15 protein-coding genes are annotated in these 14,996 nt (G+C 67.1%); 6 read left to right on the top strand and 9 right to left on the bottom strand.

Annotated elements, in window-relative coordinates:
• Positions 1-43: 43 nt before the first annotated feature.
• On the bottom strand, positions 44-1,039 hold the full coding sequence (locus ACXPWS_RS03585; RefSeq protein ID WP_458713400.1) for an oxygenase MpaB family protein: 996 nt from the start codon (positions 1,037-1,039) through the stop codon (positions 44-46).
• A gap of 64 nt (positions 1,040-1,103) precedes the next feature.
• On the opposite strand from ACXPWS_RS03585, the gene ACXPWS_RS03580 reads away from it, so the two are divergent.
• Positions 1,104-1,706 (top strand): TetR/AcrR family transcriptional regulator, encoded by a 603-nt coding sequence (locus ACXPWS_RS03580; RefSeq protein WP_458711121.1) that lies wholly within the window; start codon positions 1,104-1,106, stop codon positions 1,704-1,706.
• 6 nt (positions 1,707-1,712) lie between these two features.
• Here ACXPWS_RS03580 and ACXPWS_RS03575 read toward each other — a convergent pair whose 3' ends face one another.
• On the bottom strand, positions 1,713-2,180 hold the full coding sequence (locus ACXPWS_RS03575) for a hypothetical protein (protein ID WP_458711120.1): 468 nt from the start codon (positions 2,178-2,180) through the stop codon (positions 1,713-1,715).
• A gap of 210 nt (positions 2,181-2,390) precedes the next feature.
• On the opposite strand from ACXPWS_RS03575, the gene ACXPWS_RS03570 reads away from it, so the two are divergent.
• The 4 genes from ACXPWS_RS03570 (at position 2,391) to phoU (ending at position 7,565) form a co-directional block, all read left to right on the top strand.
• Positions 2,391-3,395 carry an acyl-ACP desaturase gene (locus tag ACXPWS_RS03570; RefSeq protein ID WP_458711119.1) on the top strand — a complete coding sequence of 335 codons (1,005 nt, stop codon included), beginning with the start codon at positions 2,391-2,393 and terminating at the stop codon, positions 3,393-3,395.
• The gene (dusB, locus tag ACXPWS_RS03565) at positions 3,392-4,564 is read left to right on the top strand and encodes a tRNA dihydrouridine synthase DusB (RefSeq protein ID WP_458711118.1); all 1,173 of its coding nucleotides are present in this window, start codon (positions 3,392-3,394) and stop codon (positions 4,562-4,564) included. Before ACXPWS_RS03570 ends, dusB begins: the two co-directional genes overlap by 4 nt.
• Before the next feature lie 219 nt (positions 4,565-4,783).
• Positions 4,784-6,814, top strand: coding sequence for an LCP family protein (locus ACXPWS_RS03560; RefSeq protein ID WP_458711117.1), 2,031 nt, complete (start codon positions 4,784-4,786; stop codon positions 6,812-6,814).
• 85 nt (positions 6,815-6,899) lie between these two features.
• Positions 6,900-7,565 carry a phosphate signaling complex protein PhoU gene (phoU, locus tag ACXPWS_RS03555; RefSeq protein WP_458711116.1) on the top strand — a complete coding sequence of 222 codons (666 nt, stop codon included), beginning with the start codon at positions 6,900-6,902 and terminating at the stop codon, positions 7,563-7,565.
• Between the two features lie 12 nt (positions 7,566-7,577).
• Here phoU and ACXPWS_RS03550 read toward each other — a convergent pair whose 3' ends face one another.
• On the bottom strand, positions 7,578-8,087 hold the full coding sequence (locus ACXPWS_RS03550; protein WP_458711115.1) for a MarR family winged helix-turn-helix transcriptional regulator: 510 nt from the start codon (positions 8,085-8,087) through the stop codon (positions 7,578-7,580).
• An 81-nt stretch (positions 8,088-8,168) separates the two neighbouring features.
• On the opposite strand from ACXPWS_RS03550, the gene ACXPWS_RS03545 reads away from it, so the two are divergent.
• Entirely contained in the window at positions 8,169-9,143 is a 975-nt protein-coding gene (locus ACXPWS_RS03545) for a quinone oxidoreductase family protein (protein WP_458711114.1), read from the top strand.
• Here ACXPWS_RS03545 and pstB read toward each other — a convergent pair.
• The 6 genes from pstB to ACXPWS_RS03515 form a co-directional block, all read right to left on the bottom strand.
• Positions 9,140-9,916: a phosphate ABC transporter ATP-binding protein PstB gene (gene pstB / locus ACXPWS_RS03540; protein WP_458711113.1), complete on the bottom strand. Its 777-nt coding sequence runs from the start codon at positions 9,914-9,916 to the stop codon at positions 9,140-9,142. The two genes, ACXPWS_RS03545 and pstB, sit on opposite strands and share 4 nt — an antisense overlap.
• Positions 9,917-9,930: 14 nt before the next feature.
• Entirely contained in the window at positions 9,931-10,845 is a 915-nt protein-coding gene (gene pstA, locus ACXPWS_RS03535) for a phosphate ABC transporter permease PstA (protein WP_458711112.1), read from the bottom strand.
• Positions 10,842-11,900 carry a phosphate ABC transporter permease subunit PstC gene (gene pstC / locus ACXPWS_RS03530; protein ID WP_458711111.1) on the bottom strand — a complete coding sequence of 353 codons (1,059 nt, stop codon included), beginning with the start codon at positions 11,898-11,900 and terminating at the stop codon, positions 10,842-10,844. The genes pstA and pstC overlap by 4 nt, the downstream gene beginning before the upstream one ends.
• 47 nt (positions 11,901-11,947) lie before the next feature.
• A complete protein-coding gene (pstS, locus tag ACXPWS_RS03525) occupies positions 11,948-13,078 on the bottom strand; it encodes a phosphate ABC transporter substrate-binding protein PstS (protein ID WP_458711110.1) in 1,131 nt (376 codons plus the stop codon).
• Positions 13,079-13,213: 135 nt separating this feature from the next.
• On the bottom strand, positions 13,214-14,059 hold the full coding sequence (gene mshD / locus ACXPWS_RS03520) for a mycothiol synthase (protein WP_458711109.1): 846 nt from the start codon (positions 14,057-14,059) through the stop codon (positions 13,214-13,216).
• Positions 14,056-14,862 carry a winged helix-turn-helix transcriptional regulator gene (locus ACXPWS_RS03515; RefSeq protein WP_458711108.1) on the bottom strand — a complete coding sequence of 269 codons (807 nt, stop codon included), beginning with the start codon at positions 14,860-14,862 and terminating at the stop codon, positions 14,056-14,058. Before ACXPWS_RS03515 ends, mshD begins: the two co-directional genes overlap by 4 nt.
• Between the last annotated feature and the right edge of the window lie 134 nt (positions 14,863-14,996).

Genomic DNA, 14,996 nt, shown 5'->3' with positions numbered 1-14,996 from the left:
ACAACGCTAGCCCGTCACCGGACCGGCCTCGAATCGGGCGGAGTCAGCCGCCTTTCGGGCAGTAGAAGTTCGGGCTGTCGCGGTACTCGACGGGCGGCAGATTGCGCGCCGGGGTCTGCACCAGGGGCGCGTCCACCGGAAGCCGACCGGTCGCCCGGTCCATCGCCGAGCGCTTGCGCGGATGCATCAGCCTGCGCTTGGGACCGTATTTCGAGACGAGTGTGATGACGTTGCACAGCCGGTCGTGCAGCCACTGCTGACGCGGCGACCAGCTGTACCCCATCAGATCCCGCACCGGCGGGTCATACAGAGCCACCGTCATGAACGTCAGGAAGCGCTGCATCACCTTCAGGTTGTGCGCCCACAACCGATCCGGGATCCAGTCCAGCGACGGATGTTTGGGCATGGTCGACAGATCCATCACCTCGCGGGCCGCCCAGTTGTTCTCCAACACGTCGGTGCACATGTGCTCCCAGTACCGCTGGAAGTCCTCCCAACTCTCGGGCACCGGGCGCATGCTCATCCCGTACATCCGGTACCAGGTGACGTGCTCGTCGAACAGCTGGCGTTTGTCCGCCTCGGTCAATCCCCCACCGAACTTCTCGGCGGCCAGCAGGGTGGACTTGAAGAAGGTTGCGTGCGCCCAGTAGAAGACGTCGGGATTCAGCGCGCTGTACCGGCGGCCCTGGTCATCGACGCCCTTGATGCCGATGTGGTAGTCGCGGACTTCCGCGCCCGTCTGCGGGGCGCGATACCCGTCGAACACCACGCCGCCGATGGGGTAGATCGACCGCATCAGCCGCGGAATCCGCTCCATGAAGAAGATCGAGTGCTCCTGCACCGCCGCCCCGAGTTGCGGGTGCATGTTCTGCATCGAACCGGCCCAGGTGCCCTGGAACAGACCCGTCCACTGACCGAAGTACCTCCAGGTCAGCGAATCCGGTCCGAGCGGAACCGGGGGTGCCTGATAACCGCCGGGCGCCACCGGGCATCCCGCGGCCGACACCGCGTCGCCGTCCGCGGGGCAAGTCTGCGACATATCTTGAGTCACGGGCGCACTTTCCCTCAGGGGCAGCCAAATTCTGACTACACTCGTTGTCACTATGGAGCTTAGGAGCAACGAGCCATCCGGTCAACGACGGGGACGGTGGTCGGGGGTGCCCATCGGCGATCGCCGGGCACTGCGGCGCAGTGATCTGATCGCCGCCGGGGTCGCCCTGCTCGGCGGGCCGGAAGGCCCCACCCTGACGGTGCGCGCGGTGTGCCGGACGGCCGGGCTCACCGAGCGCTATTTCTACGAAAGCTTCAGCGACCGAGACGAATTCGTGCGCGCCGTATACGACGACGTGTGCACCACGGCCATGACGGCGCTGGCCTCGGCGGGCACACCGCGCGAGGCGGTGGAACGATTCGTCGCCCTGATGGTCGACGACCCGACGCGCGGACGGGTGCTGCTACTGGCGCCCGAACGCGAACCGGTGCTCACCAGGTCCGGCGCCGATTGGATGCCGACCTTCATCGGCCTGCTGCAGAGCAGGCTGCGTCACGTCACCGATCCGGCACGCCAGGAGATGATCGCCACCGGCCTGATCGGCGCCCTGACCGCACTGTTCACCGCGTACCTCGGCGGGCGCCTGCGGGCATCCCGCGAGCAGTTCATCGATTACTGCAGCGACCTGGTGCTACGCCGGGTCGCCACGCACTGACCAGGGTTACTGGTCGGGCGTGCTGACCTGCTCGAGTTGCTGTTCCTGCTGGGACGCGGCCTGCGCCTCGGCGGCCTGCTGCTCGGCCAGCGCCTTGGCGGCGGCCTCATCGGCGGCAGCCTTGGCCGCCCGTCCTTCGGGGCTGGCAACCGAGGCGCCGGGGTTGGTCGCGCTGGCGTAGCCGCCATTGCAGTTCAGGTAGAACTGCACGGTGTTGGACACGTGCGCGCCGTCGTTCGCGCTGGCGAACGGGGCGGTCTGGGACCGCGTCACGACGCAGTCGCCCTCATCCAGCTTGTCGCCGACCCGGGCGGCAACGATGACCGTCTGACCCGCATCGCCCGCGGCCGACGCGGCGTCGCTATAGGTCTGGCCGGCGTACGAATCGGCAGCGGCCACGCCGGTGCCGAACAGTGCGGAGGCAACCGCCACCGCACCGACGGTGCCCGAACCCAGAACGATCAGCTTTTTCACGTGTGGCCCTACTCCCATTAATCAGGGTCTTGATGTATGCGGGGCATCGTAACGCGCTGTGCACCGGCCCGCACCTTTCCTGCCGAGGCCGTTTGGATCCACAAATGAGTGGCTACCGTTACACGACAGGCCGAATAACGAACTTGATGTCACTGGTTTACACAGATATATTGAGTGCTACCAACAGGTACAGATAACTGGGAGACACACGTGTCGCAAGACCTACCCGACGTGCAGTTGCTGCGTGAGCTTGAGCCCGTCGTCGAACAGAACATCAACCGTCACCTGTCGATGCGTAAGGACTGGAATCCGCACGACTACATCCCGTGGTCGGACGGCAAGAACTTCTATGCCCTCGGCGGCCAGGAGTGGGACCCGGAGCAGTCCAAGCTCTCCGAGGTCGCCCAGACCGCCATGGTGCAGAACCTGCTCACCGAGGACAACCTGCCCTCCTACCACCGCGAGATCGCGATGAATTTCACCATGGACGGCCCGTGGGGCTGGTGGGTGAACCGGTGGACCGCCGAGGAGAACCGGCACGGGATCGCGCTGCGCGACTACCTGCTGGTCACCCGCGCCATCGATCCGATCGAACTGGAAGAACTGCGCGTCGAGCAGGTCACCCGCGGCTTCTCCCCCGGCCAGAACCAGCAGGGCGACCTGTTCGCCGAAAGTCTCTTCGACTCCGTCGTCTACGTGACGTTCCAGGAACTGGCCACCCGGGTGTCGCACCGCAACACGGGCAAGGCGTGTGAAGAGACCGTCGCCGACCAGCTGCTCGGCCGTATCTCGGCAGACGAGAACCTGCACATGATCTTCTACCGCGACATCAGCGCCGCGGGCCTGGATCTGGTCCCCAACCAGGCGATGAAGTCGCTGCACCGAGTCCTGCGCAACTTCAAGATGCCCGGGTACACCGTGCCCGAGTTCCGCCGCAAGGCCGTCATCATCGCCGTCGGCGGCGTCTACGACCCGCGCATCCACCTCGACGACGTCGTCATGCCCGTGCTCAAGAAGTGGCGCATCTTCGAACGTGAGGACTTCACCGGTGAAGGCGCCCGGTTGCGCGACGACCTCGGCGAGCTGGTCAAGGAGCTCGAAGACACCTGCGTGAAGTTCGAGGTGGCCAAGGAGCGTCGGCTGGAACGTGAGCGCAAGATGGCCGAGAAGAAGGCGATGAAGAACCTTCTGGTATCGACCTCCGCGGCTGGATGACCCAGACGGTAGAACGCACCGCGTCGGCCCGATCCTTACAGATCGGGCCGATTGCGCTGCGCAGCCCGGTGGTGCTGGCCCCGATGGCCGGAGTCACCAACGTCGCGTTCCGCACGTTGTGCCGTGAGCTCGAGCTGGCCCGCGCCGGAACGGTGAGCGGGCTGTACGTCTGCGAGATGGTGACGGCCCGCGCGCTGGTCGAACGCCACCCGGTCACCATGCACATGACCACCTTCGCGCCGGCGGAGTCGCCGCGATCGCTGCAGCTCTACACCGTCGACCCGGACACCACCTACGCCGCGGCGAAGATGATCGTCGACGAGAACTTGGCCGACCACATCGACATGAACTTCGGTTGCCCGGTCCCCAAGGTGACCCGGCGCGGCGGCGGTTCGGCCATTCCTTACAAGCGCCGGCTGTTCGGGCAGATCGTCGCCGCGGCGGTGCGCGCGGCCGAAGGATCCGGCATCCCGGTGACGGTGAAGTTCCGGATCGGGATCGACGACGCGCACCACACCCACCTGGATGCCGGCCGGATCGCCGAGCAGGAAGGTGCTGCGGCGGTCGCGCTGCACGCCCGGACGGCCGCCCAGCGCTATTCCGGCGCCGCCGACTGGAGCCAGATCGCGGCGCTCAAACAACACGTCACGACCATCCCGGTGCTCGGCAACGGGGATATCTTCGACGCCGACGACGCGCTGGCGATGATGGCCCAGACCGGCTGCGACGGGGTCGTGATCGGCCGCGGCTGCCTGGGCCGGCCCTGGCTGTTCGCCGAATTGTCGGCCGCGTTCACCGGCCGGCCGGCGGCCACCCCGCCCACGCTCGGCGAGGTCGCCGACATCATGCGCAGGCACGGCGCGCTGCTCGCCGGTCATTTCGGCGAGGACAAAGGCATGCGCGACATGCGCAAGCACATCGCCTGGTACCTGCACGGATTCCCGGCGGGCGCCGATCTGCGCCGGGCGTTGGCCCTGGTCAAGACGCTGGACCAGCTCGACGGCCTGCTCGGTGAACTCGATGCGGACGTCCCGTTCCCGCCCGCGGCGACCGGCCCGCGCGGCCGGCAGGGCTCCCCGTCCTCGGTGACCCTGCCCGAAGGCTGGCTCGACGATCCAGATGACCTCACCGTCCCCGAAGGGGCCGATGTGATGAATTCCGGCGGCTGACAAAGCCGCTGGATAGTTGCGTCCGAAACGAAACCGATACGACGCTGTCACGTCTTCGGACTGGATGACGCTCAGGTTGTCTCAGTACGATGAGGACCCACTCGACCCCTTCCGGCTGGCGGAAGCGGGTACCGGGCTGCTAGACAACAGGGCAGCCCCCACGACCCCCGCGTGTGCAACGGCGCGCACGTCCCCGCGAACGTCGAAGGCCGGTAAGACATGAGTGACGGCGACAACGCCACTCCCGGTCTTTGGGGTCCCGCCAGCAGTTCCGGCGATGAGGATCGACCGCAGTCCGCACCGAGGCTTACCCGCTCGACCCCGCCCGGGCCAGGCGCCGCGCCGTGGGAGCGCGCCCAAGGTGTGCTGCCGCCCGATACCCGTCCCGAAGCGGCCGGCACCGGGAACCACACCGACGGCGTCGCCGTCGCCGACCTGATCGCCAAACTGGCCAACGAGACGACCGGCAGCGGTCGCCGCCGGCGCCACGCCGAGCCCGAGCCCCAGCCGCCGGCCGAGCCCGACCCGGCACCCGAAGCACCCGTCATCGTCTTCGAAGCGCCGGCCGCGCACGCCGACCCGGGCGATTCGGACACCGAGGTGATGCCCGTCGCGTCGGCCTACGCGGCCGATCTCCCGGACCTGGCGTTGTTCACCCACCCGGGCCCGCCCACCCACACGGCCTCGGCACCCCCGGCTGCGCGCCGCACCCACCACCGGGCCCGCATCATCGGCCGGGTCGCCGCCGCGCTCATCGCGGTGTGCGCGCTGGCGCTGACCGGCGGCGCGTGGCAGTGGCAGTCGATGAAGAACAACAGCCTGAACAAGGTGTCGGCGCTGGACCTCAATTCCCGCGACATCGTCGATCCCACCGCGCAGTTCGGTGATGAGAACTTCCTGATCGTCGGCGTGGACAGCCGGATCGGCGCCAACAGCGGGATGGGCGCCGGCAGCACCGACGACGCCGCGGGCGCCCGTTCGGACACGGTGATGCTGGTCAACATCCCGGCCAACCGCAAACGCGTGGTCGCGGTGTCCTTCCCGCGCGATCTGGCCATCAACCCGGTCAAGTGCCAGGCGTGGGATCCCTCCACCGGGCAGTACGGGCCGGTCTACGACGAGCAGACCGGCGAATACGGTCCCGACGAGGTCTACACCGAAACCAAGTTGAACTCGGCGTACGCGTTCGGCGGGCCCAAATGCCTGGTGAAGGTCATCCAGAAACTGTCCGGCCTGTCCATCAACCGGTTCATGGCCGTCGATTTCGCCGGCTTCGCCAAAATGGTCGACGCCCTCGGCGGGGTCGAGGTGTGCAGCACCACCCCACTGGAGGACTACGAACTGGGCACGGTGCTCTCCAACGCCGGACGGCAGATGGTCGACGGTCACACCGCCCTGCAGTACGTCCGGGCCCGCCAGGTCACCACCGAGGTCAACGGCGACTACGGCCGGATCAAACGCCAGCAGCTGTTCTTGTCATCGCTGTTGCGCTCGCTGATCTCCAAGGACACGTTCTTCTCGCTGAGCAAGCTGAACAACGTCGTCAACATGTTCATTCAGGACAGCTACGTCGACAACATCAAGACCAAGGACCTGGTCGACCTCGGCCAGTCCATCCAGGGCGTGAACGCCGGGCGGATCAGCTTCATCACGGTGCCCACCACCGGTGAGACCGACGCGGACGGCAACGAGCCGCCCCGCACCGATGATGTGCACGCGCTGTTCGACGCGATCATCAACGACGATCCGCTGCCCGAGGAACGCAACGCCGACAACACGCCCGTCCCCCCGACGCCTGCGGCACCGAGCGCCCCGTCGCCCGCCACCGGTGAGGTGGTCGACGCCGTGGCCACCGACCCGAGCCTGGTCACCGTCCGGGTGTCGAACTCCACCGGCGAGAACGGCCTGGCCGCCGATGCGGCGACCGCGCTGCAGCAGCACGGCTTCAACGTCGACACCCCCGACGACTACCCGGGCCCGTTGGATTCGACGACGGTGTTCTTCGCCCCCGGCAACGAGCAGGCGGCCGCGACCGTGGCGTCCTCGTTCTCCAACGCGACGATGGAGCGGTCCACCGGCCTGGGCGAGGTGGTGCGGGTGGTGCTCGGCTCCGATTACCGCACCGTCGCGCCGCCGTCGCCGAGCGGTTCGGCCGTGCAGGTGCACTTGATGCAGGGCACCGCCGCCGAGCCGACCCATCTGCCCGAGGATCTGACCGTCACCAACGCGGCCGACACCACCTGCGAATAGCCGCCGAACGAAAGTCTCCGGCATTCATCGCGAGTTCACCTGCGGCATCGTGACGATCCCCGGTCGCAACCGTAGGCTTAGCGCCATGCGTACCGCGTACCACGAGCAGTTGGACGGCCTCAACGACCGTCTCGGCGAGATGTGCGGCCTGGTGGGCCAGGCGATGGAACACGCCACCCAAGCCCTGCTGCAGGCCGATCTGGTGCTCGCCGAACAGGTGATCACCGATCATGAGCGGATCACCGAGATCAGCAAGCAGGCCGAGGAGGAGGCGTTCGTCATCCTGGCCCTGCAGGCCCCGGTCGCCGGTGACCTGCGGGCCATCGTCAGCTCCATCCAGATCGTCGCCGACGTCGACCGGATGGGCGCGCTGGCTCTGCACGTCGCCAAGATCGCCCGGCGTCGCCACCCCCAACACGCGCTACCCGAAGAGGTCAACGGCTACTTCGCCGAAATGGGCCGCGTTGCAGTCGAATTGGGCAACAGCGCACAGGAGGTGCTGCGCACCCTGGATCCGGACAAGGCCGCCCAGATCCGCGAAGAAGACGATGCGATGGATGACCTGCATCGCCACCTGTTCTCCGTGCTGATGGACAAGGAATGGCGCCACGGCGTCACCGCAGCCGTCGACGTCACCCTGCTCAGCAGGTTCTACGAACGCTTCGCCGACCACGCCGTCGAGGTGGCCCGCCGGGTGATCTTCCAGGTAACCGGCGAGCTGCCGGCCGATGAGGAAATCACTCCGCGCTAGCGTCACCCCAGGTCAGACTCCTGGGACGATCCGCACACCGTCCTTACCCGCGGCCAGCAGGTCGCGCAGCACCGTCTCCAGCACCTGTAGATCGGCGTTGCTGTAGCGCTGCAGGAATTCGTGCATGCCGCGGTCCATCTCGTGATGCAGTTCGCGATGCGCGGCGCACACCAGCCGGCCGTCGGCGGTCAGGCCCAGCTGGATCTCCTTGCGGTTGCCGGGCACCGGGGTGCGTTCCACCAGGCCCGCCTCGACCAGGCGCTGCACGTGCTTGGACACCGTGCCCTTCAGCTGACCCGACCGGGCGGCCAGCCCGACCACGCTCAGCGGCTCGTCGGCGATGGCGGCGAGCAGATGCATCGACAAGGTCGGCATCGCCCGGACGGTGCCCTCCAATCGCTTCGGGCAGCGCGCCACCATGAAGTCGCGCTCGGGGTCCCCGCCCTCGTCGGCGTCGAACTTGTCGCCCACCGCGCCGATCAGCGTGTTGATCGCCTCGATCAGGGCCGACTTGGTTTTCATGGAAACCATCTTGCCATCCGCCCGCCGCCGCCGTACATTGTTTCCATAGAAACCATATCGATGGAAACATAGGAGCGCGCGATGAAAGCAGCAGTAGTGCACCAGTGGGGCGCCGTCCCGGAGTACACCGACTTCCCCGATCCACAGCCGCACGACGGTGCCGTCGTCGGCACCGTCGAGGCCAGTGCCCTGACCAACCTCACGCGCGGCATCGTCTCCGGAAATCACTACGCCAGCAAGGAAATTGCGCTCCCAGCCATCCCCGGCGTGGACGGTGTCGTCCGGCTCGACGACGGCCGCCGGGTGTACGGCGGCGGCATCGGCTCGCACGGCATGATGGCAGAGCGCACCGCGATCACCCCGCAGGGCACCATCGATGTGCCCGACGGCGTCGATTCGGTGACCGCGGCAGCGCTGCCCAACCCCGGCATGTCGGCGTGGATGGCACTCGAGCACGGCGCGGCCGTGCGCGCGGGTCAGCATCTGCTGGTACTCGGCGCCACCGGGGTCACCGGCGCTACGGCCGTCCAGCTCGCCAAGTCCATGTTCGGCGCCGGACGCGTGGTGGTCGCCGGCCGGGACACCCAGCGACTGGATTGGTTACGGTCGGTCGGCGCCGACGACGCCATCGCGATGCGCGAAGAGGATCTGGCCCAGCGCATCGGCGCGCTGCATGCCGAGCGCCCCTTCGACGCGGTGCTGGATTACCTGTGGGGTGAGCCCGCGGCCACGGCGCTCCAAGCGCTGGCGGCCAGCCACCCGTCGTCGCACTACCACCCGACCCGGTGGGTGCAGATCGGCTCGATGGCCGGCCCGGACATCACATTGCCCGCCGGCGTACTGCGCGGTACCGCAATCACCTTGTCCGGCATCGGATTCGGCAGCGTGCCGCCCGACGTGCTGGGCCGGGCCCGCACCGAGGCCCTGCCCCGGTTGTTCGACATGGTCGCCGACGGCCGACTGCAGCTCAATACCCTGGCCCGGCCGCTGGCCGAGGTGGCGCAGGCCTGGACGTCGGCCGAACCGTCGGGCACCCGGCTGGTGTTGGTGCCCTAACCGAAGCGGCCCGAGATGTAGTCCTCGGTGGCCTTCTGGGTGGGGTTGGAGAAGATCTTCTCGGTGTCGTCGATCTCGATCAGCTTGCCGGGCTTACCCGTCGCCTCGAGGTTGAAGAACGCCGTCTGATCACTGACCCGGGCGGCCTGCTGCATGTTGTGCGTGACGATGACGATGGTGAAGTCCTGCTTCAACTCCGAGATCAGATCCTCGATGGCCAGCGTCGAGATCGGGTCGAGCGCCGAGCAGGGCTCGTCCATCAACAGCACGTCGGGCTGCACGGCGATGGCACGGGCGATGCACAGGCGCTGCTGCTGACCGCCGGACAGGCCGCCGCCCGGCTTGTCCAGCCGGTCCTTGACCTCGTTCCAGAGGTTGGCGCCCTTGAGGGAGCGCTCCGCGACCTCGTCGAGGGCCTTCTTGTTGCGCACACCCTGCAGCTTCAGCCCGGCCACCACGTTGTCGCGAATTGACATGGTGGGGAACGGGTTCGGGCGCTGGAACACCATGCCGATGGTCTTGCGCACACCGACCGGGTCGACGCCGGCGCCGTAGATGTCCTCCCCGTCGAGCAGCACCGAACCTTCGACACGGGCACCCGGGATGACCTCATGCATACGGTTGAGGGTGCGCAGCACGGTCGACTTGCCGCAGCCCGACGGGCCGATGAAGGCCATCACACTGCGCGGCTGAACCGACAGGGCGACATCGGACACCGCATGGAACGAGCCGTAATAGATGTTGACGTCTTTGAGGTCAAGCCGTTTTGCCATGGCAGTTCACTCCTCTAAACCTTCTTGGGGGCAAAGATCTTGGCGACGAGTCGCGCGCCGATGTTGAGCAGGGCGACCAGCAGGATCAGGGTGAGCGCCGCTCCCCACAGCCGGTCGGTGGGCACCGGGTTGGCCCCGGCGCCTGCCGAGATCTGGTCGTACATCATGCCGGGCAGTGATCCCATGAACCCGCCGAACATGTCGAAGTTCATCGCCTGGGCGTAGCCCACCAGAACCAGCAGCGGTGCAGTCTCCCCCATCACGCGGGCCAGCGCCAGCATCACACCGGTGACGATGCCCGACAGTGCCGTCGGGATGACGATGCGCATGATCGTCTTCCATTTCGGCACGCCCAGTGCGTAACTCGCCTCGCGCAGGTCCATCGGGACGATGCGCAGCATCTCCTCGGTGGCTCGCACTATGACCGGGATCATCAGCAGCACCAGCGCAAGCGATACCGCGAAGCCGGACCGCTCGAAGCCCAGCGTGGCCACCCACAAGGCGTAGATGAACAACGCGGCGACGATCGACGGCACACCGGTGAGGATGTCGACCATGAAAGTGGTGAGCTTGCCCAACCGGGTGCCGCCGCCGTACTCGACGAGATAGACGGCCACGAACACACCGATCGGGATCGAGATCAGCGAGCACACCAGGCCTTGTAGCAGCGTGCCGACGATCGCGTGGTAGACGCCGCCGCCGGCGCTGAACGTCGTCATACCGGCCTGGGAATTGGTGAACCACGTCGGCGCGGTGATGGCCTTGAAACCCTTGACGATCACCGAGTAGAGCACCCACACCAGCGGTACCAGCGCCACCAGCACCGACCCCGTCACCAGCACCGTCGCCACGTTGTTGGTGACCTTGCGGCGCGCGCTGACACCCTGGAAGGCGGGCGCCTTGACCGGCTGTTCCAAAGTGGAAGTCATGACTTTGCGCCCCTTCCGGCCACCGCGGCGCGGGCCAGCGAGTTCACGATGAAGGTCAGGATGAACAGCACGAGGCCCGCGGCGATGTAGGCACCGGCCTTGTACTGGTCGTTGAATTCGCTTGCGGTGGCGGCGATCTTGCTGGCGAAGGTGTAGCCACCGTCGAACAGCGACCATCCGAACGCGGTCTGCGTGCCGCGCAGGATGATCAGCAGCGCGATGGTCTCACCTAGCGCACGGCCGAGGCCGAGCATCGCACCGCTGATGTAACCCGACAGGCCGAACGGCAACACCGTGGTGCGCACGACCTCCCAGCGGGTGGCGCCCAGCGCCAGCGCGGCCTCGATCTGGCCGCGGGGCGTCTGCATGAACACCTCACGGCTGACGGCGGTGATGATCGGCAGGATCATCACCGCGAGCACGATGCCCGCGGTGAAGATGGTGCCGCCACCGGCCACCGACGCGGTTCCGGTCTTGAACAGGAACAGCCAGTTCAGGTTCTCGTTCAGCCAGATCGCGAACGGCTTGAGCACCGGGGCAAGCACGTACAGGCCCCAAACGCCGTAGACGATCGACGGCACTGCCGCGAGCAGGTCGACCATGTAGGCCAGCGGGCCGGCCAATCGCTTCGGGGCGTACTGGGTCAGATAAATCGCGATACCGAGGGCCACCGGCATCGCCAGCACCAGCGCGAACAGCGACACGAAGACCGTCACCTGCAACAGGTCGAAGATGCCGAAGTGCATCGCCGAGGTGTCGGTGGTGACCCAGTTGCCGCCGTAGGTGAAGAAGTTCTCTTTGTTGCGGGCCAGCGCCGGGACGGCCCGCCACAGGAGGAACACCCCGATCGCCGCGATGAGCGCGACGATCAGGATGCCCGATCCTTCTGAGAGGCCACGGAAAATGCGGTCTCCCAAGCGCACTTTCGCACCCTTGGAGGGGTTGGTGGAGATGGGCTCCGGCGCCGGGATGGGTGAGGCGATTACCTCACCCGATCCCGCGTCGGCTGGATTCGGCGTCGTCACTGTTATCCCGTCAGGGACCTGGTTGGTCATCGGTCCGCAAGTCCATCCTCACCGCAATTGTGGTTACGCGCCAGCCGTCAGGAGATCGCCGAAACGGAGGCCAGCAGGCGCTGCTTGAAGCTGTCCGGGAGGGCGACGTAACCGGCCTGGGACAGGCTGGCCTGGCCCTGGTTGGCCGACACCGTCAGGAAGGACTTGACGGCGGAAGCGGTCTCGGCGTCATAGCCCTTCGAGCAGACGATCTCGTAGGTGGCCAGCATCAGCGGGTAGACGCCGGCGTCCTTGGAGGCGTACAGCGCGTTCAGATCCAGGGTCAGGTCCTTGCCTTCGCCCTTGAACTTGGCGGCGTCGACGGCCTTCGCGGTGGACTGATCGGTCAGCGCCACGGCGCCGGCGCCGCTGTCGATCTGCGCGGTGTGCAGGTTGGCTGCCATGGCCGGGCTCTTCTCGACGTAGCCGATCGAGCCGGGGGTGGCCTGAATGGCCTGCACGACGCCGGAGGACTTCTGCGCACCCTCACCGGCGCCACCCTGGAACTCCTTGCCCGCACCCTTGGTCCACGCCTGCGGCGCGGCGGCGGCCAGGTACTTCTGGAAGTTGTCGGTGGTGCCCGAGGAATCCGAGCGGTAGATCGGCTTGATGTCCGTGTCGGGCAGGGTGGCACCCGAGTTCAGCGCGGCGATGGCCGGGTCGTTCCACTTCTTGATCTCGCCCTGGAAGATCTTGGCGAGCACCTCGGGGTTCACCACAAGGTTGTCGACACCCTCGATGCTGTAGGCCAACGCGACGGGGCCGAACACCAGCGGCAGGTTCCAGGCTTCGTTGCCGCCGCAGCGCTCGGCGGCCTTCTTCACCTGGTCGTCCTTGAGCGCCGAGTCGGACCCGGCGAAGTCGACCTGCTTGGCGATGAACTGGTCGACACCCGCACCGGAGCCGGTGGGGTTGTAGGCCAGCGTCTTGCCCGAGCAGACCTGGCCCCAGACCTTGTTGAACTCGGCGATCGCGTTCTGCTGGGCAGTCGAGCCCTCGGCGGTGACGCTGTTCTTGCCCGCGCAGTCGGCGGCGGACGCGGCCGAACCACCCGATGCGGCCGACGACGAGGAACTGCCGGCGTTGTTGTCGCTGCCGCACGCGGTGAGCGACAGTGCGGCGACGGCGGTCATGGAGAGCGTCGTGCCAAGGACCTTGCCAAAGCGATTGAGCTTCACTTATCCCACTTTCGATTGACGGCTTCGAACTCTCCGGCAACGTATGCGGTGGCGGTGGACTCTTTACGGATGGAAAGTGAACGGAAGGTGAATAGGTCCAGGGTGTTCACAGGATGCTGAGAACGGGCTCCGCACCTAGGTTCCGTAGGCCACGTCGGCGCTGAACACCTCGAACTCCAGGCGCCGGTAAGTGTTCACCGCGGCGGTGTTGTCACCTTCCACATACAGGGTGACCTCGGCATCCGGGCCCAGCCGCTGGACCAGGTGGTGCAGGCCGACCAGCGTCAACGTCCGGCCCAGGCCGCGGCCCTGCGCGGCCGGATCCACACCGACGACATATACCTCGCCGAGTGCGGCGTCGTGGATTTTCGTCCAATGAAAGCCCAGCAGCCGAGGGCCGTCGAACACCAGGAACAGTCCCGCCGGGTCGAACCAGTCCTCACCGCGGCGTTCGGCCACGTCGGCTTCGGTCCAGCCACCCTGTTCTGGATGCCAGGAGAAGGCGGCGTTGTTGACGCGCAGCAGCTCGGCGTCATCGGATGGTCCGGCGTAGGTCCGCAGCCCGGGCACGGCACCGAGTGCCGGCAGATCGGCCAGCGACCGCCGCATCTGCAGCAGTTCCCGCTTGGGCACCAGGTGCAGCGCGGCGGCCAGGGCGCGGGCAGGTTCGAGATTTCCGTGCGCCCAGATCCTGGTGTCGGGCCCGCCTTCGGCCAGCCCCGCGCGCGCCAATTCGGATCCGAAGCCGCGCCGCCGGGCGTCCGGATGCACGACCAGCTCAGCCATCCCCGGAGCCAGGTTGAGGTATCCGACCAGGTCCTCACCGTCGTGGGCGAGCAGGTGACGGGTGTCGTCGCGGGGTAGCTCCCGCAACACCTGAGCGCCGACGGGTGCGACGCCGTCATGAGCGGTGGCCGCGTCGATCAGGGCGGTGATGCGCTGCTGCCCGGATGCCGTCAGGCCGGTCTGCCAGGAGATCACTGACTGTGCAGGGGGTCGAACGCCTCGGCCGGGGACCCGAAATCCCCGTCCTCGAAGACGCCGTCGTCTTCGTCGGTTTCGGGTGCGGGCGCGCGGCCGCGGGCCGGACGGACCGCTTTGTACCCGACGTTGCGCACGGTGCCGATCAGCGCCTCGTATTCGGGTCCGAGCTTGGCCCGCAGCCGCCGGACGTGCACGTCCACCGTGCGGGTGCCGCCGAAGAAGTCGTAGCCCCAGACCTCTTGCAGCAGCTGGGCCCTGGTGAACACCCGCCCGGCGTGCTGCGCGAGATATTTCAGCAGCTCGAATTCCTTGTAGGTGAGGTCCAGCGGGCGGCCGCGCAGCCGGGCGGTGTAGGTGCCCTCGTCGATGATCAGTTCACCGAGGGTGACCTTGCCCAGGCTCTCCTGGTCGGACACCCCGCCGCGCCGACCGACCAGCAGCCGCAGCCGCGCGTCGATTTCGGCGGGCCCGGTCCCCGGCAACAGGATCTCGTCAAGGCCCCATTCGACGTTGACCGCGACCAGGCCGCCCTCGTTCACCACAGCGACCACGGGGATCGAGGTGCCCGTGGTGCCCAGCAACCGGCACAGGCCGCGTGCAGCGGCCAGATCCGTGCGGGCGTCGACGATCGCGATGTCCGCAGTGCTGGCCTCCAGCAGCGAGGACACCTCGGTCGGAGCCGAGCGGACGTTGTGTGCCAGCAAAGACAACGACGGCAGCACGGACTCCGGGTTCGGGTCTACGGTAAGTAGCAAAAGCTCCAAAAGGCCCTCCGGCGCCCTGGAAACGTCCCATGACAACGGTGTCGAAGGTCATCTTCCAGATTCATGGCTGACACGCGGCCGTTACGACCGACGATCCACTAACGATAGCGTGCTACCTGCTGATTAGCTGACTTGAACTGGGCACCGTGAACTCCGGCCGTCGGTGGATA

It is taken from the genome of Mycobacterium sp. BMJ-28, from assembly GCF_054404835.1.
Note: the sequence above shows the minus strand (reverse complement) of the source record. Positions and strands in the feature narration are given on the sequence as shown.